17 protein-coding genes are annotated in these 17307 nt (G+C 59.6%); 12 read left to right on the top strand and 5 right to left on the bottom strand.

All coding sequences use genetic code 11. From position 1 onward, the window contains the following. The first annotated feature begins 72 nt into the window (after nucleotides 1-72). From HMPREF2875_RS01530 to dnaB, 7 genes are all read left to right on the top strand, one after another. A complete protein-coding gene (locus HMPREF2875_RS01530) occupies nucleotides 73-2289 on the top strand; it encodes a transglycosylase domain-containing protein (protein WP_070669748.1) in 2217 nt (738 codons plus the stop codon). Nucleotides 2290-2304: 15 nt separating this feature from the next. Then, nucleotides 2305-3708: a glycosyltransferase family 87 protein gene (locus tag HMPREF2875_RS01525; RefSeq protein ID WP_070669747.1), complete on the top strand. Its 1404-nt coding sequence runs from the start codon at nucleotides 2305-2307 to the stop codon at nucleotides 3706-3708. Then, complete coding sequence (locus HMPREF2875_RS01520; RefSeq protein WP_070669746.1) at nucleotides 3705-3896, top strand: hypothetical protein; 192 nt, start codon at nucleotides 3705-3707, stop codon at nucleotides 3894-3896. Before HMPREF2875_RS01525 ends, HMPREF2875_RS01520 begins: the two co-directional genes overlap by 4 nt. Nucleotides 3897-4034: 138 nt before the next feature. Further along, nucleotides 4035-4325, top strand: a complete 291-nt coding sequence (rpsF, locus tag HMPREF2875_RS01515) for a 30S ribosomal protein S6 (protein WP_181815413.1) — start codon at nucleotides 4035-4037, stop codon at nucleotides 4323-4325. A gap of 62 nt (nucleotides 4326-4387) precedes the next feature. Next, the gene (locus HMPREF2875_RS01510) at nucleotides 4388-4969 is read left to right on the top strand and encodes a single-stranded DNA-binding protein (protein WP_070669744.1); all 582 of its coding nucleotides are present in this window, start codon (nucleotides 4388-4390) and stop codon (nucleotides 4967-4969) included. A gap of 46 nt (nucleotides 4970-5015) precedes the next feature. Further along, entirely contained in the window at nucleotides 5016-5468 is a 453-nt protein-coding gene (rplI, locus tag HMPREF2875_RS01505) for a 50S ribosomal protein L9 (RefSeq protein WP_070669743.1), read from the top strand. Nucleotides 5469-6085: 617 nt separating this feature from the next. Next, nucleotides 6086-7525 (top strand): replicative DNA helicase, encoded by a 1440-nt coding sequence (gene dnaB, locus HMPREF2875_RS01495; protein WP_070669797.1) that lies wholly within the window; start codon nucleotides 6086-6088, stop codon nucleotides 7523-7525. 17 nt (nucleotides 7526-7542) lie between these two features. Here dnaB and HMPREF2875_RS01490 read toward each other — a convergent pair whose 3' ends face one another. The 4 genes from HMPREF2875_RS01490 to HMPREF2875_RS01475 are packed head-to-tail and all read right to left on the bottom strand — an operon-like array spanning nucleotide 7543 to nucleotide 11807. Then, nucleotides 7543-8007, bottom strand: coding sequence for a VanZ family protein (locus HMPREF2875_RS01490; protein ID WP_070669741.1), 465 nt, complete (start codon nucleotides 8005-8007; stop codon nucleotides 7543-7545). Between the two features lie 28 nt (nucleotides 8008-8035). Continuing rightward, nucleotides 8036-9370 carry an MFS transporter gene (locus HMPREF2875_RS01485; RefSeq protein ID WP_070669740.1) on the bottom strand — a complete coding sequence of 445 codons (1335 nt, stop codon included), beginning with the start codon at nucleotides 9368-9370 and terminating at the stop codon, nucleotides 8036-8038. 11 nt (nucleotides 9371-9381) lie between these two features. Next, on the bottom strand, nucleotides 9382-11601 hold the full coding sequence (locus tag HMPREF2875_RS01480; protein WP_070669739.1) for a heavy metal translocating P-type ATPase: 2220 nt from the start codon (nucleotides 11599-11601) through the stop codon (nucleotides 9382-9384). A 5-nt stretch (nucleotides 11602-11606) separates the two neighbouring features. Next, nucleotides 11607-11807: a heavy-metal-associated domain-containing protein gene (locus HMPREF2875_RS01475; protein ID WP_070669738.1), complete on the bottom strand. Its 201-nt coding sequence runs from the start codon at nucleotides 11805-11807 to the stop codon at nucleotides 11607-11609. A gap of 144 nt (nucleotides 11808-11951) precedes the next feature. Between HMPREF2875_RS01475 and trxA the strand changes: the two genes are divergently transcribed. Both trxA and HMPREF2875_RS01465 read left to right on the top strand, forming a co-directional pair. Further along, on the top strand, nucleotides 11952-12326 hold the full coding sequence (gene trxA, locus HMPREF2875_RS01470) for a thioredoxin (protein ID WP_070669737.1): 375 nt from the start codon (nucleotides 11952-11954) through the stop codon (nucleotides 12324-12326). A 150-nt stretch (nucleotides 12327-12476) separates the two neighbouring features. Next, on the top strand, nucleotides 12477-13313 hold the full coding sequence (locus HMPREF2875_RS01465) for a PspA/IM30 family protein (protein ID WP_070669736.1): 837 nt from the start codon (nucleotides 12477-12479) through the stop codon (nucleotides 13311-13313). A 98-nt stretch (nucleotides 13314-13411) separates the two neighbouring features. Here the strand turns inward: HMPREF2875_RS01465 and HMPREF2875_RS01460 are convergent, their stop codons facing one another. Continuing rightward, nucleotides 13412-14638 (bottom strand): NYN domain-containing protein, encoded by a 1227-nt coding sequence (locus tag HMPREF2875_RS01460; protein WP_070669735.1) that lies wholly within the window; start codon nucleotides 14636-14638, stop codon nucleotides 13412-13414. 226 nt (nucleotides 14639-14864) lie between these two features. Between HMPREF2875_RS01460 and HMPREF2875_RS01455 the strand changes: the two genes are divergently transcribed. From HMPREF2875_RS01455 to HMPREF2875_RS01445, 3 genes are read left to right on the top strand one after another with little or no spacing between them, the layout of a single operon-like run. Continuing rightward, the gene (locus HMPREF2875_RS01455; protein WP_010187877.1) at nucleotides 14865-15239 is read left to right on the top strand and encodes a GntR family transcriptional regulator; all 375 of its coding nucleotides are present in this window, start codon (nucleotides 14865-14867) and stop codon (nucleotides 15237-15239) included. Then, on the top strand, nucleotides 15236-16036 hold the full coding sequence (locus tag HMPREF2875_RS01450) for an ATP-binding cassette domain-containing protein (RefSeq protein ID WP_070669734.1): 801 nt from the start codon (nucleotides 15236-15238) through the stop codon (nucleotides 16034-16036). The genes HMPREF2875_RS01455 and HMPREF2875_RS01450 overlap by 4 nt, the downstream gene beginning before the upstream one ends. Next, the gene (locus HMPREF2875_RS01445) at nucleotides 16036-17022 is read left to right on the top strand and encodes a hypothetical protein (RefSeq protein ID WP_070669733.1); all 987 of its coding nucleotides are present in this window, start codon (nucleotides 16036-16038) and stop codon (nucleotides 17020-17022) included. Before HMPREF2875_RS01450 ends, HMPREF2875_RS01445 begins: the two co-directional genes overlap by 1 nt. Nucleotides 17023-17307: the final 285 nt, after the last annotated feature.

Below are 17307 nucleotides of genomic sequence, written 5' to 3'. Positions count from 1 at the left end.
GGCTTCCCAGTTCACGCCGGTAAGCTGCATGTATTTACAGTTTCTGTACAGGATTGATGAGGACACGGATCAGTGACCGAAAAGGAAACGTCTCGGCGAAAGCCAGGTAGCCACAGGAAGAAGAGCTCCGACAACGGACCCCGCCGCAAGCGCAGGTGGCCATGGGTTGTGCTCGTTGTCCTGCTCGTGATCGTGGCCGTACCTGCGGCCCTTTTTGGCTACGCCTATACGCAGTACGACGTCCCCGACTCCAAGGAGCTGCAGCCCAGCCAGATTTCCACCATCGTTGCCCGCGACGGTGAATCGCAGTTGGCTAAGCTCGTGCCGCCAGAAGGCAACCGCCGCCAAGTCACCCTGGAAGAGATTCCTGATTATGTGGAGGACTCGGTCCTGGCTGCGGAGGACCGCGAGTTCTGGACCAACTCTGGCTTTTCCTTTACTGGCCTCGGCCGTGCCGTGCTGGGCAAGCTCACTGGTGATAGCAGCGCTGGTGGTGGCTCCACCATTACTCAGCAATATGTGAAGAACACGCTGGTGGGTGACGAGTACTCCTATGTCCGCAAGATTCGTGAGCTCATCTACTCCGTGAAGATGACCAATGAGTGGTCCAAGGAGGAAATCCTCAACGCCTACCTCAATACCGTCTACTTTGGCCGCAACGCCTATGGCATTGAAGCGGCGTCCAACGCGTACTTCAACAAGGACGCCAAGGACCTCACCAAGGAAGAAGGTGCGCTGCTGGCAGGCGTCATCCAGTCACCGTCCGTCCTCGATCCCTGGGTAGATGAGGAACGTTCCCATGCTCGCTGGAACTACGTCATGGATGGCCTCGTTGAGATGGGTGACCTGGATCAGGCTGAACGTGACCAGCTCGTCTTCCCGGAAACCCGTGATCCGTCTGAGTATTCCGCCTACACCGAAGCGCCGGGCGCTTATGGCCACATCAAGAATCAGGTCATCGATGAGCTATCCCGCGTGGGCATCACCGAGGATCAGCTGGCCACTGGTGGCCTGAAGGTGACGACGACCATTGATATGACCGTCCAGAATGCATCGACGGATGCTGCCCACGCAGAGTTGGACCAGCTGCAGGATGACGCGCGCGCGGCGGCTGTCACCATTGAGCCGGCTACGGGTGCCGTGCGCGGCTACTATGGCGGCGATGATTCTGGCGGCTGGGATTATGCCAATTCCCCGCTGCAGACCGGTTCCGTCTTCAAGATCATGACGTTGGCAGCGGCCCTTCAGCAGGGTATTGACCTCAACACCTACTATTCCTCTGCGCCGTACCAGCTGCCTGGCTCGCAGACGGTCACCAACGTTGGCGGTGGTTGTGGCAGCTGCACTATTGCGGAAGCCTTGAAGAACTCCTACAATACGTCCTTCCTCCGCCTCCAGGATGACCTGGAGAATAAGATGCAGGACACCGCGGACATGGCCCACGCTCTGGGCGTGGCGCGCAGCTTGCCGGGAATTGAGAAGACCCTCACTGAAAATGGTGGAACGCCGTACGAGGGCATCGTGCTGGGCCAGTACCAGTCGCGTCCGCTCGATATGGCGACGGCAATGGCCACCTTGACCAACCAAGGCATCTGGCATCAGCCGCACTTCGTGGAAAAGGTAGAAAACGACGCGGGTGAGGTTCTCTACGAGAATCCAACTGATGGCGGTGAACGCCGTGTCTCCGCTAACGTGGCCAACAACGTGATCTCCGCGATGCAGCCAATTGCCGCATGGTCCAATGGTGCGCTAGCTGGCGGACGCCCGTCTGCGTCCAAGACTGGTACGACGCAGCTGGGCGATACTGGCCAGAACAAGGATGCATGGATGGTTGGTTCCACGCCGCAGCTGGCTACAGCGGTGTGGGTAGGCACGGCCGACAACACCTCCGCAATCTTTAATCAGTGGGGCGGCATCATGTATGGCTCCAACTCGCCGACGAAGATCTGGAAGTCCATCTTGGATACCTCGCTTGCTGACGTCGAGCAGCAGGCCTTCCCGCAGGCTTATCCCATCAACTACGGCGTCGGCAGCTGGGGCTCTGGCTACACCTATGACCCGAGCCAGACCCAGACCTGGCAGGAGGACCCAGCGGCCCCCGAGGAGACCACCGAGAACGGCGGCGAAGGCCACGATGGTGAGGGCCACGGTGGGGATAACCACGACGGTGGCGGTGATACCCCAGCACCGCCTGAACAGCCGGCTCAGCCGGAACAACCCGCCCAACCGGATTCCCCGTCGATTGATGAATTGATCGACGACGGACTTAATAAACTTCTTGGTCAGTAGGAGACAGATCCCCCGGTGAGTCAGCAGAAAACTCAACAGCTTGTACCCCTGTCCTCTGAGCCAGTAGCGCTGAGTGCAGTCAACGCCTTGGGCGGGCGCACAGGCCGCTTCGCCCGCTCCGGCACCGCCGGATGGTGGACGCCGCTACGCGTCATCATCACCTTGGCGTGGACCTTCCTGGCTTTCGGTTTTCTGAGCAAGGCCACGTGCGCTGGCAGCCGCCGGGGTGACGACGGAACCATCAGCCTCAACTGGGATGGAAACCGCCAGTACACCTCCTTCTGCTACAACGACATCGTCCCGTTGTACGGCGGCCGCGGCCTCGACGAGCCGGGCTTTCCCTATGCCTACTCTTGGGTCGAAGGGGACCTCACTCGCTACATGGAGTACCCCGTGCTTGCCGGCCTGTTCCAAGGGGCCGTCGGCTGGCTGGCGCGCAACACCTATGCGGCTGTTAAGTGGACCGGTATGGCGGAGGTCAGCTGGTACTTTGGCCTGACTGCCCTAGTGATGGCGCTCATCTGGGTGGGGGTCATCGTCATGGTTTTCCAGCTCACCGGAAACCGCGCGTGGGACACCATTCTCGTCGCGGCCAGCCCTCTGGTTGTCATCCATGCCTTTACGAACTGGGATATCCCTTCCGTCGCGTTTATGGTGGGCGCCCTTCTCGCGGTGACGAAACACAAGAACCTGCTAGCCGGTGTGCTCATCGGACTGGGTACTGCTTTTAAGCTGTGGCCGCTGTTTATCCTCGGCGCCTTCCTAGTGCTGGCCATCCGCAACAAGCGGTGGGCGCCGTTCATCACGATGTTCCTCTCCACGATTGTCACGTGGGTCGTGGTCAACCTTCCGGTGGCGCTGATGTATCCGGAGGCATGGCGCGAATTTTTCCGCCTCAACCAGGAGCGCGGTGCTGAGTGGACCACGATCTATGCATTGATCAACCGAACGACGAGCCTCAGCTTTTCGCCGGAGTTCCTCAACACCTTTTCTTTGGTGGCGTTCTTGCTGTGCTGTGCAGGTATCGCCATTCTCGGTCTGAAGGCGCCGCGCACGCCACGTGTGGCGGAGCTGGTCTACCTCATCATCATGGCTTTCCTCATCTTCAACAAGGTGTGGTCGCCGCAGTATTCTCTGTGGCTCGTGGTGCCGGCAGTGTTGGCTTTGCCGCGGTGGCGTCTCATTCTGAGCTGGGCGCTTGCCGACGCCCTCGTGTGGCCCATCCTCATGTGGCACATGCTCGGCTCAGAAAACAAGGCCCTACCGCATGAGATGCTGGATCTGGCGGTTATCACGCGCGATGCCTTCATCATTGCCATCGGCGTGCTCGTCATCCGCCAGATGTGGGGCAAGTCCGAGGATAAAGTCCGTGCGGCCCATGGCGGCCGCGATCCTCTCGCCGGAGGATTTAGGAAGTGATCATCACGATCGTCGGCATTGTGTCCATTGCCTTAGGTTTCTTGTGCGTGACCACGGCCTACTACCTATTCCAGAGAGCTGAGAACCGGACGTGGCCTCTTGTTCTTGGGTTGTTGGCTCTCCTTTTCCTCACCGTCATCCCGGCGAGTACCGCTATTTTCTTCGCGGCAACGACCAACGGTATGTAAGACCGAGCGAGTGATTTCTTTTCCGCCGGTCAGTGCGGTACTGTGTGGGGGTTGCTTGACGCAACAGACCCTCCTGCCATATCCGCAAAGGTGATATGGCCGATACCAATTACTAGACCATAGGAGGTGATGAGGTCCGTGCGTCACTACGAAGTCATGATCATTCTGGATCCCAATCAGGATGAGCGCACCGTAACCCCGTCCCTGGATAAGTTCCTCGAAGCAATCCGCAAGGATGGCGGCAAAGTCGACAAGGTTGACGTGTGGGGCAAGCGCCGTCTTGCCTACCCGATCAATAAGAAGGAAGAGGGCATCTACGCCGTCGTTAACCTGGAGTGTGAGTCCCACTCGGTTCTCGAGCTCGATCGTCGTCTGAACCTGAACGACTCCATTCTGCGTACCAAGGTTCTGCGCACCGACAGCAAATAACGGATACTGGGTTTCGAGCATTTCTACACGAATCCGCGTAACCGATATTAAGGAGTAAAAACATGGCTCAGGGAGATACCAACATTACGGTAGTCGGCAATATCGTTGCTGACCCGGAACTGCGCTTCACCCCGTCGGGTTCCGCAGTAGCGAACTTCCGCGTTGCCTCCACCCCACGTCGCTATAACCAGCAGACTTCTCAGTGGGAGGACGGCGAGGCCATGTTCCTCACCTGCAACGTGTGGCGTCAAGCCGCAGAAAACGTTGCGGAGACCCTGACCAAGGGCATGCGCGTTATCGTCACTGGCCGTCTGCGCCAGCGGTCTTACCAGACCCGTGAGGGCGAAAACCGTACTGTCTTTGAGATTGAGGTCGATGAGGTGGGACCGTCCCTGCGCTACGCTTCCGCACAGGTCACCCGTAAGTCCGCCAACGGCGGCAATGGTGGCAACTACGGTGGCGGTCAGCAGCAAGGTGGCGGCAACTACGGCGGTGGAAACAACCAGGGTGGTTTCTCCGGAAACCAGTCCCAGTCGTCTGCTCCGCAGCAGTCCCAGCAGCAATCTTCTCCGAGTAACGATCCGTGGAATTCGGCACCCCAGGCGGGAAGCTTTGGTGGTGCGGATGCAGAACCCCCGTTCTAAGACTGTCACGCAAGTATTCATTTAACTCAATTGAAAGGCAGGGATCATGAAGCTGATCCTCACCGCTGCCGTTGAGAACCTCGGCGCCCCCGGCGAAATTGTAGAGGTTAAGGACGGCTACGGACGTAACTACCTGCTTCCGCGTGGCCTGGCTATTGTTGCCACCCGCGGCGCTGAAAAGCAGATCGAGGGCATCAAGCGTGCCCAGGATGCTCGCGCGATCCGCGACCTGGATCACGCACGCGAGATCCGCACCCAGCTGGAGGAGCTCAAGGACGTTACCGTCCCCGTGAAGACCTCCGAGTCCGGCAAGCTCTTCGGCTCTGTGTCCGCTGAGGACATCGTCAACGCCGTCGCCGCCGCTGGCGGCCCGAAGCTGGACAAGCGCATCGTTGTGCTTCCCAAGGGCCTGGTCAAGAAGACCGGCAACTACCAAGTCGAGGTCAAGCTGCATGCAGACGTCCTCGGCAAGGTGAACTTCTCGGTCGTTGCTGCCTAAGAATTAAGGCGCACGACGGTCCCCTCCGTCCATCCCACGTGTGAGGCGTGGCGAGTGGACGCAGGTTTGACCCACTGACAACAGCAAAGCCCACAGGCCGTGCTTCTCCCACTATGTGAGGTGGTGGAGGAAGCGCGGCCTGTGGGCTGTTTTCCTGTCTGTGCACCTCAGCTGTGGGGGTTGTGGACAAATGTGGATAACTCTAAAAACCTGTGGATAAAGTCGTCGGCTGTTTACGGTGAGTTTACGCGGAAGAGGGTCTGTTAACCTGCTGGTAGCAGGGATTTCGGCCGAATAGTCGTACTTTTCCACTGGTTTTGTGCATATTTTCACACCACCAAAAACATCCCTTGACCTGCAGTTATTATAGCCGCAGGTCACAGGCCTGGAAGGTTATCCACAACCATGACCTTGGACTTCGCCGCGGCGGAGTCTGCTGAGCTGGTAATTCCACAGGCTTCTGTGGATAACTCTGGGAGTTATGCCCAAGGGGGAGTGTCGGAGGCCTCGACTACACTGATGTGTACTTCGCGTGTATTCCTCGTTCTGGGCAAGCAGGAGGGAGGAGCAGCGCGCCGACTTTGTAGGTTCAACGAGCACCCCGGGGGCTGATGACAATGACTAGCGCTAGCTTTGATGACGACACTGTACCGCTTCCTCCGGAGCCGTCGGAGGAGGAGCCGCGCCGCTCCTATCGCCGTGATCACTCTCGTCCGGAGGAGCCGAAGCGCTACGGAGAATTCCGTCAGCCCCCTGCGGACCGCGAAGCCGAGCAGGGTGTGCTCGGCGCGATGCTCCTGAGTCCGAACACAGTCATGGAGGTCATCGAGGAGCTCGAACCGGAGGACTTCTACTACCCGGCCCATACGCTCATTTACCAGGCCATGATTGACCTGTATGCCGCCGGAACAGATATCGATGCGGTGATTGTGGCCTCCCGCCTCGACCGCTACAACAACCTGGAGCGTGTCGGCGGCGCGCCGTATCTTCATACCTTGCTCGCCACGGTGCCAACCGCAGCTAACGCTCGCTATTATGCAGAGATCGTCGCGGAGAAGGCAGTGCTGCGCAAGCTTGTCGACGCTGGAACGAGAGTCGTCCAACTAGGCTTCGAAGGCTCCGAGGATCTGGAAATCGAATCGGTGCTGGACCGCGCCCAGCAGGAAGTCTTTGCAGTCGCACAGAAGAAGACAACGGAGGACTACCGCGCGCTGACGGATCTCATTGACCCCACGATTGATGAGCTGGCAGCCCTCCAACAAAATGGCGTGGAATCCGGCGTTCCCACGGGATTCATTGACCTTGATAACCTCACCAACGGTTTGCGCGCGGGGCAGATGATCATTGTGGCTGCGCGTCCTGGTGTGGGTAAGTCCACGCTGGCCATGGATTTCATGCGCTCGGCATCCTTGCAGCACAGCAAGACCTCGGTGGTGTTCTCTCTGGAGATGTCTGCCTCTGAGATTGTGATGCGCCTTCTCTCGGCGGAGGCGGAGGTCAAGCTCTCCGATATGCGCGGTGGGCGCGTCTCCACGGAGGACTGGGCCAAGATTGATGACACGCTGAATCGCATCCAGGATGCGCCGTTGTTCATTGATGATTCTCCCAACCTCACCATGATGGAGATCCGCTCCAAGGCTCGCCGTCTCAAACAGCAGCATGGCCTCGACCTCATTGTTCTGGACTATATGCAGCTGATGTCGTCCGGCAAGAAGGTTGAGTCCCGCCAGCAAGAGGTCTCGGAATTCTCGCGTCAGCTCAAGCTGTTGGCCAAGGAGCTTGAAGTGCCTCTCATCGCCATCTCACAGCTCAACCGTGGTCCGGAGTCCCGTACGGACAAGAAACCGCAGCTGGCAGACCTGCGTGAGTCTGGTTCTCTGGAGCAGGATGCCGATATGGTGATGCTGCTCTACCGTCCAGACTCACAGGACCGTGACGATCCTCGTGCCGGTGAGGCGGACATCATCTTGGCCAAGCACCGAGGTGGCCCGATTGACACGGTGAAGGTGGCCCACCAGCTGCACTATTCCAAGTTCGTCAACATGGCGCACGGCTAGGAAGCAGGGCCACAGATTTACAGGTCCACCACCGCGTTGGGGTCTCCCAACCGTGGGCCAAGGATGACCAATACCAGGAAAACCGCTGCTGCAGCGAGTGCCAACCAACGCCAGACGGGGAAGAATCGTTCACCGCACAGGCGAGCACCTGCAGCGCCCAACAGTGCGCCCAGCGTGTTGAAGATGAGATCGTCGATATCTGTGCGCCCGAGCGCGAAGGTGTATTGGGCAATTTCCAGAGCCACGCTCAGTGCGAAGCCCCACGCGGCTGTCTTAGTCACTGATCGGCACTGGGCAAAGACCAGCATGCCGAAGGGGATGAAGAAGGCGGTATTGCCCGCATATTCAAAAAGCGGGCCAAACCACGTGCCACCGGAGAATTCATCCAGGGGAACCAGCCGCAGATCGCGGACGCGCTGGTTCTCCGGCTTCCACAGGTAGCCAATCTGATAAAAGGGCTTGAGCGTGGTGAGGGCGACCATCACCGCTACCCATGCGGCCAGGGAAATCCTATTGAGCAAGAGCCTTCCCCTTGAATTCTGGAAGACTAAGTGCTGCGAGTGCCGCAAGGGCAAAAGCGGCGGCAAAGAGTACGAAAAGCCAGCCTGCGCCCGCCGTTGCGATGAGCGGCGGCACGATAAGTGGGGCCAGGATGGAGGCGAGGCGTCCGAAGCCGGCTGCCGCACCAGTTCCGCGGCCGCGCAGTGCGGTGGGGTAAAGCTCTGGACCGATGGCGTAGAGCGCCCCCCATGCACCCAAGTTGAAGAAGGAGAGCAAGCAGCCGGCCAGAATAATCGTGGCCTCGGTGCTGGCGAAGCCGTAGAGGCCAGCGGATAGTGCAGAGCCCACGAGGAAGGTAGCCAGCGTACTGCGGCGTCCCCACACCTCAATGAGCCAGGCCGCGGCGGCATAACCGGGAAGCTGGGCCACGGTAATAATGAGTGTGAAACTGAAGGACTTCACCAAGGAGAAACCGTCTGCGACAAGCAGTGAGGGAATCCAGATGAAGGCGCCGTAGTAGGACAAGTTGACGCAGAACCAGATGGTCCACAGCGCCAGTGTGCGCTCGCGTAGGCTCTTTGACCAGATACTGGTGGCAGTGATGTCTTCTTCGGAATAGGTAGGCGCAGGCGTGCTGCGGTCAATATCTGCGTCATCCACCTCCGCCTCGAAGGAGGCGACGACCTCCTCGGCTTCTTCGTGGCGTCCCTGTGATTCGAGGAAGCGTACGGATTCCGGGAGTGTGTAGCGCACGTAGAGTGCGTAGGCCGCCGGCACCATGCCGAGGGCGAGTGCCCAGCGCCAGCCGGTTTCCGACGCCCCGACGACAAACGTTCCGATAATCGCTGCCAGAATCCAGCCCACCGCCCAGAAGGCCTCAAGTAAGACGACGAGGCGGCCGCGGACCTTGAGCGGGGCAAACTCGGAGATGAGTGTCGAGGCTACGGGGAGTTCGGCGCCGAGGCCGAGTCCGATAAAGAAGCGCAGGATAAGGAGCGCTACTAGCCCCGTCACAAGAGCAGACGCGCCCGTGGCGAGGCCGTAGACAAGCAAGGTCAGGGCAAAGACGTGGCGGCGGCCAAATTTGTCGGCCAAGAGACCACCGAAGGTCGCGCCCAGTGCCATGCCTATGAAACCAACGGAGGCCAGCCACGAAGACTCAGTAGGCGTAATACCCCAGTGCACGGCAAGGGCGGCCATGATGAAGGAAATGAGGCCGACATCCATGGCATCGAGAGCCCAGCCGATGCCAGAGCCGATAAGAAGGCGTTTGTGTTTGGAAGTGACGGGGAGCCGGTCAAGCCGCTCCGTGCGAGAGACTGCATGATGATCGAGGCGATTCATGCATAGTTAGATTACTCCGCAGGTGCGAACCTTCTCAGGCGAAGAGAGTTCGTGACGACGAATACCGAGCTAAAGGCCATGGCTAGGCCCGCGAGTAAGGGGTTGAGCAGGCCAAAGGCGGCGACCGGAATGAGAATAATATTATAGGCAAAGGCCCAGAAGAGATTGCCCTTGATGATGCGCAGCGTCTGCCGAGCCAAGCGCACAGAATCGGCCACCGAGCCTAAGTCGTTATTCATCACGGTGATGTCGGAGGCCTCAATGGCGACGTCCGCGCCAGCCCCCATAGCAATGCCGAGGTCTGCCTGGGCGAGTGCTGCGGCGTCGTTGACGCCATCGCCCACCATGGCCACGACCTTCCCTTCGGCCTGAAGCTGCGAGACGACAGCTACCTTGTCCTCCGGCATGACTTCTGCCTGCACATCTGTCGCTGCGATGCCTACCTCGCGCGCAACTGCCTGCGCAGCGCCCGCGTTATCACCGGTCAAGAGATACGGCTCCAGGCCCAGCTCCTTGAGGCGTGCGATGGCGGCCGCCGAGGAGGCCTTGACATGGTCGTGGAGCTCGATGGTGCCAGCGAGCGTGCCGTCGACAAAGACGCCGACCTGTGTGCCGGTGCCCTCGTAGCCGGCAGGCGGGCGTCCCACGCGAATCCGGGAACCTCCTATGATCGCTTCGATGCCTTGGCCAGGCAATTCTTTGAAGTTGTCCGCGGCGGGCAGCTCCCCGTCGTACGCGGCGACAATGGCGCGGGCGATGGGGTGCTTGGAGCCCTTCTCAACGGCCGCGGCAAGGCCCAGGAGCTCTTCCTCGGTGCGAGCGCCAACGATGGGCGAGTCAGCGGGCGTCACCGTCGTCACGGACATCTGGCCTTCGGTGATGGTGCCGGTCTTGTCGAGGACGACGGTGTCGATCTGTCGGGTGGATTCCAGGATTTCCGGTCCTTTGATGAGGATTCCCAGTTCGGCGCCGCGCCCAGTGCCGACGAGGATCGCGGTGGGCGTCGCCAAGCCCATGGCGCACGGGCACGCAATGATGAGCACAGCGACCGCGGCGACAAACGCTGGGGCTGTGCCGCCCACGAAAAGGTGCGCGATGAGAGTAAACAGTGCGATAGCGATGACTATGGGCACGAAGACCCCCGCGATGCGATCTGCAAGGCGCTGGATAGGAGCCTTTGAAGCCTGGGCGTCGGTGACGAGCTTGCCCATCTGGGCTAGAACGGTGTCGGATCCGACACGGGTAGCGCGCACCTCGAGGCGGCCTGAGGCGTTGATCGTTGCACCGGTAACGCGGCTTCCAGGGGAAACTTCAACCGGAAGGGATTCGCCCGTGAGCAGTGACTCGTCCACGGCGGAATGGCCGGTGGTGACCACGCCATCGGTGGCAATTTTTTCCCCAGGACGGACCACAATGATGTCGCCTACGCGCAGGTCGGACGCAGGGATTCGGCTTTCGGTTTCACCGCGCAGAACGGTCGCGTCCTTTGCGCCCATGGTGAGGAGTTTGGTCAGCGCCTCGGAGGAGCGCCCCTTGGCCTTCACCTCAAACCACCGTCCCAGCAGGAGGAAGGTGATGACCATGCCGACGGACTCGAGATAGATGTGGTCCATCTGGGCGTCGTTGGAGCGCAGCGTCATGTGCATGGTCATGCCGGGCATTCCGGCATTGCCCAAAAACAGCGCGTAGAGTGACCACGCGTAGGCCGCGGTAGTGCCCATGGTGATGAGCGTGTCCATCGTGGCGGCACCGTGCTTCAGGTTCGCCCACGTGGCCCGATGGAAGGGAGCGCCACCGAAGATATAAACGATGGTTGCCAGGACTAGACACGCCCACTGCCAATGCTGGAACTGCAAGGCTGGGACCATGGACAGCACCATGAGCGGAAGCGAGAGCGCGCCGGAGATGAGGGTGCGCTGCAGTAGGTCGGCGGCTTCAGCATCGCGCGCGGATTCCGTTGTGGCGGAGGTGGATTCCTCCTCGTCCTCGCCGCCCACGGTGAAGGCACCATAACCTGCGCCTTCGACGACCTCGATGAGCTCGGCCGGGGTGGTCGTGGTCGGGTCATAACTCACGGACGCAGACTCCGTGGCGAAATTGACCGTGGCCTCAACTCCCTCCATCTTGTTGAGCTTGCGCTCGACTCGGGAGGAGCACGAGGTGCACGTCATACCGGTAACACCGAGGTCGAGGTGGGCAAGAGGGCCGTGGGGCTGGAGGACGTCAGTCATGGTGCTTAGACCAGCTCGTAGCCGGCTTCTGCAATAGCGGCAGCAACCTGCTCATCGGTGAAACCTTCGCCGCTGACGCTAACTGCGCCAGTCGCGTGGTCAGCGGTGACCTCAGTAACGCCGGCGATGTCGCCGATCTCTTCCTTGACGGACATTTCGCAGTGTCCGCAGGTCATGCCAGTAACGGTGTAGTTCTTGGTGGCCATTAGATGTTGTCCCTTCTACTCGTGATAGTTCACTCCCGAGGATATACCCCCCTAGGGTATGTGCGCAAGGAATAGAACTGGATTGTGTACCGTTGAGTGGGGAAGAACCTAAGAATGAACCCGAACTGATAGGGAGAATGACCAATGGCAACGATCGACATTACTGAGGAGAGCTTCAAGCAGCTCATCGAAGGTGAAGGTATTACGCTTGTTGACGCCTGGGCGGAATGGTGTGGCCCCTGCAAGCGCTTCGGCCCGGTCTTTGAGAAGGCCTCCGAGGAGCACCCAGACGCTACCTTTGCCAAGCTCGATACCGAGGCTAATCAGGAGTTCGCAGCTAAGCTGCAGATCCAGTCCATCCCGACCCTCATGGTCTTCCGCGACGGCATCATGGTCTTCCGTGAAGCGGGTGCCTTGCCGCCGGCAGCCCTGGAGGATCTCATCACCCAGGTGAAGGCCCTTGATATGGATGAGGTTCGCGCCCAGGTAGAGAAGGAACAGGGCGAGCAGGCTGAGTAAAATCTCGCCGTTCACAACGCGCGCTTTTCTGTGAGTATCGCTACACTCGCAGGAAAGCGCCTTTTTATTGGGCGCTACATAAACAATATCGACTGACAATATAACCGCGGCAGGAAGTACTGCTGCAGGAAGCATGAAGGAGTACGTGCGATGGCTAATCCATTCAGCAAGGGCTGGAAGTATGTGATGGCATCCTTCGATCAGAAGATTGATGAGAATGCTGACCCAAAGGTCCAGATCCAGCAGGCAGTGGAGGGAGCAAAGGAACAGCACCGCCAGATTTCTGAGCATGCCGCGGAAATTATTGGGCGCAAGTCCCAGCTGGAGATGCAGCTTAACCGTCTGGTGAAGTCTCAAAAGGACTACCAGGATCAGACGCGCCGAGCACTAGAGATGGCGGAGAAGGCTGAGGATCCGCAGACGGCCTCCGAGTACAACCAGGCGGCTGAAGTTGTAGCCAGCCAGCTCGTCGCCGTGGAGAAGGAGCTTGAGGGGCTCAAGGCCCAGCATGAGGCTGCCACCAAGGCTGCTGAACAAGCAAAGGCTCAGCAGCAGCAGTCGGAGGCCCGTCTCAAGGAGCAGCTGGCACAGGTAGACCAGCTTCTGGCTCAGGCTGATCAGGCCGCGATGCAGGAGAAGAATGCCGAGGCGCTCGACTCCATGAATGAGCTGAAGCCAGATGGCTCCACCCCGACTCTGGATGGTGTTCGCGCCAAGATTGAGAAGCGCTACGCTGATGCTCTCGGTGCCCAAGAGCTGCACCGCGCCTCCGGTGGTGACCGCATCCAGGAGATTGCGGCTGCAGGGCACGACATGGCGGCATCCTCGCGCCTTGAGGAGATTCGCGCCGAGATGGCAAAGAGCAAGGAGCTGGAGTCAGGCTCTGCCGACAAGGCCGCCGACGCCCTCGAGGCCGGCGCCACTGAGGTCGATGCTGCTGAAGCTGCCGAGACCACGGAGGACGCCGAAGGCGGCGACTCCAAGTAGCGCAGGTCCCTTAAATTCGGGACCTGCAGTAAATCCGGGACCTTCAGGGACGGGCGGACAGGCCGCCCGTCCACGAGGTTTGGGGGTCGGTTCGCGGATTAGCCGTCCTGGCGGCGGATGTTGATGAGCACGCCGCGGATGCCGGAGTGGAAACCGTCGCGCAGGTTCACGCGCTGGGTTTCGGTCAGCGTGTACTCGTGCAGCGTCTCGCAGGCGAACTGCAGGAGCGGGCGATCAATCTCTGGGGGCAGGCCACCGCCGGATAGCAGGTGGGCTTGATCGCGTTGTTCGGAGCTGGCGGCATTGTCGAACCACCAGGACGCGTACTGCTGGCCCACGTCGAAGGGCGATTGGAAGCCAGCGGAGCTCCAGACCTCTTCGGGGAGCGGAACGTACTTCGAGCGCAGCTTGCGGCGTGGAGCCATCATTGACGGCTTCGGCGCGGCCGGTTTCGGGGCTGCGGTGTTCTCGGCGGAATCGTCGTCGGGCGATGCAGTCTTGGGAGCTTCGGCGGTTGCAGCATCCGGTGCTGCGGGGGCCACAGCCGACGGGGTAATCGGCCCCGGCTTCGGAGCTGAGGGGAACGCGGCCTGGGCTTCCGTGGGCTCGTCGCAGTCGTCATCGGCGTCGGCAAGCTGCGGAGAGGGCTGTGCAGGGGAATCGTCGGAAGATCCTTCGGGGGACGAGGACTGGCCAGAGGTCTCGGTGCCCAGAACTGTGTCCGAGTCGGACTCCTCGTCACCGTCGCGCGGCTCGCGGATTGTTGGTGGCAAGGGGCCTTCGAGAACCTCGAGCTCCATAGCGTCGGCGAAGTCCTCGCGCGGGTCCAGGATGGTTGTGGAGTCACACGCGTGGCGCAGTGCGGACGACATGGAATCCCATCCGAATCCGTAGAGGTGCACGCGGACGCCATTGTTGACGGCCTCTTGGACGCCCGGAATCATGTCGGCATCGCCGGAAACGAGCACAAAGTCGGTGACGTGGCCTTTCATTGCGGCGACGATCATGTCCGCAACGAGCCGGGTATCCACGGCTTTTTGTGTGCGGCGCTCGCCCCACTCAATGAGCTGGCCAGTTCGCAGCTGCACGCCATCGCACACGCGCAGTGCGCGCTGGTAGCGGTGGGGGCCGGTATCAGGAATGCCGTCGTACCAGTATTGGCGGTGAATTCGGTTGCCCACCTGGTTTTCAATCATGGAACCCAGGGAGCTGACAACCTCCGGTAAATCGATTTCTAGCTGGGCCCGAGCGCCGGTCTCCCAAGAGTTATAAAAGCTGGCAAGTAGGTATGAGGTGTCAACGAAGACAAGTGTTCGTTCAAGCATGGCTCCTAAATTCCGTTCTATCGTTTCTAACTAATTTTTCTATGGTCACTTTCGTGAGGTCTCCAGCTTAAGGCTGGTGTCATCCAGTGTGCCCCATTAGTCACAAAACGTCGATAACCTTGGGGGAATTCCCAGGTAATAAAGGTGTTTGTCGCAACTCTTGCGGAGGTTGCAGGCTTGGTTATATGGTTAGTTACATGAGTAACCAACCAACTAGGGGGACTGCATGGATAACTCCGCGCAGCCACTCTTTCGTCAGATAGCGGTGCTCATTGAGGACGCCATCATTGAGGGCACTCTCGCCGAGGGCGCCCAGGCACCGTCCACGAATGAGCTCGCCGCCTTTCACAGCATCAATCCCGCCACTGCCCGCAAGGGCCTGACCCTCCTCGTGGATCTCGGAATCCTCGAAAAACGCCGAGGTATCGGCATGTTCGTCACCTCTGGTGCCGCAGACCTTATCCGGGCGCGGCGTCGCCAAGACTTTGCGGCTGAATACGCCGCACCGCTTATCGACGAAGCCGTGCACCTGGGCTACACCCGCCAGCAACTCCATGACCTCATCGACCTTGTCGCAGAAAGTCGAGGACTCTACTCATGATTTCTACCCCGCACTTCACCTTCGACGACGGCCTCACTCACGGCCTCGTCGGACCCAACGGCATTGGCAAGACCACCTTGCTGCGCAAGATTGCTGGCCAGCTCGGCGGCTCCGGCATCAAGGTCGACGGCGACAAGCCCTACGACAATGAAAAAGTCCTCAACAAGGTTGTCCTCATGGGCATAGATAACCCATTGCCGGAAGGCTGGAACGTGAAGAAGATCTTCACCGTGGCAAGCCTGCGCTGGCCCACGTGGAGCACATCGCGCGCTGAGGAACTGGTCGAGCGCTTCGAGCTTCCGATGAAGAATTACTCGGGCCTCTCCCGCGGGCAGAAGTCCGCGGCGAGCTTCATCGTTGCGGTGGCGTCGGGGGTGCCATACATGCTTCTCGACGAACCCTATCTCGGCCTCGACGCCGCCAAGCGGGAGGTTTTCTATGACGTCTTGCGTGAAGAGCACGGCCGCACCATTATCGTCTCCACCCATCACCTCAACGAGCTGTCCGGTTTGCTCGATACCGTGGCTCTGATGGGGGAGAACCCGCTGTCCGGTCCCATCGATGAGTTCATTGAGGGCGTCGTCCAGCTCACTGGTTCTGCCGAAACCCTCGATCGCGCGCTGGGGCGCCTGCAGCTCCCGGTGCTTGAGCGCGAAACCTCAGCCGTAGCAGACCGCGCGCTTGTCGACGCTCGCCCCAACCACACCGCCAACGTCTTCGACATGGCCCAGGAAATGGGGCTGCGCGCCACCGAGGTATCCCTGGAGCAGGCAGTTCTGGCACTGGGGGAGGCGTGATGAAGCTCTATAGACATATGGCGCTGAGCTGGAACAGCTTCTTCTACGCGTTGTGGATTGTCATCCTTCCGGTGCTGGGAATGGGCCGTGGGCGCGAGTGGGCCATTGGTTACTCACTCTTTATGGTCCTTATGGTTTACCTTTCGCAGCCTGGCTTCACGCGTTATCTCACCTTTGGCCTCAGTACGCGTATCTGGAACGGACACCGGCGCATCAATGCCACCCTGACGCTTGTGCTCATTCTGGTTAGCGCGCCCTTCGCCTTTCCATGGTGGGTCCTCATCGCCCCGGTGCTCATGTGGGCAATGTGCATGGTGAAGCGATTCGAGCCATCGCGCATGACCGCGAGCTCCCTCATCGTAGGCAGCGATGGTGATTCTTCGACGGGCTGGTTCTCAGCGTCCCCGGTTTCCCAGATTGTTTTGCGCCCTCAAGCTCGCGCGTGGATGTGGGCTGCGATTGGTGTAGCCATCGCAACTGCGATAAACATCGTGGTGAGCAAGCTGTGGGATACCGGCGTGGGCATTGTGGGTGTCATTGTTACGTTGATTGTCCTGCCGCTAGTTGCTGACACGGTTCGCAGCTCGATGAAAGATGCGGTGACCTTTGGCGTTCCACGAGAGGCCTGGTCCAAAGCGACGTTATTGTGTACCGCGATTCCAGTGGGCTTGGGAGCTGTCACTGATGTGGTGACGTTGATGTGGACCGGAAACCTCGCCGGATTCACCATCGTTCCCCTTGCAGTGGCTGCTGTTCTCGTGAGCTTTGCGATCACCGACAAAGAGACATGGCCCTATACGGCTGTCACGGCCGGAGCCATTGTTGCCGTGTTGCTTGCGTGGCTACTTAACTCTGAGATCTCTGTGTGGTGGACGCTCACAGGGATGGCAATCATCTACGTCGTGTGGGTTGCCGCGTATCCCCGGATGGCTAAAAAGACCAACGTGTTTAGCCCGGGCCTCATGGGCTGGTTTGGGGCACGCTGAGCGCCATCCAATGTCTGCGTTAAGAGGTTGTCTTTGTGCACTTCAAGAAGGGGTGAAAACCTTCATTGAAGTGCATATTTGTGTTTTATCAAGGCCGTGTGTAACTTTATATGAGTCAGCGCGACCGACAGCGCCCCACAGGAACACAGTTCTTGAAGAGTGGCGGTAGGAAAACAGGCCCTGACAAACAAAGATTTTCTTTACTCGCAGTACTGCGTTTCATCGTTAGGTGGACCGTATGGCTGTGTGGTGATGATGTGTGAGAACTCAATAGTGTGCCAATGT

It is taken from the genome of Corynebacterium sp. HMSC078H07 (genome assembly GCF_001812805.1).
Classification (GTDB): Bacteria; Actinomycetota; Actinomycetes; order Mycobacteriales; family Mycobacteriaceae; genus Corynebacterium.
The sequence above is the reverse complement of the archived record's forward strand: the minus strand, read 5'-3'. Positions and strand labels throughout refer to the sequence as shown.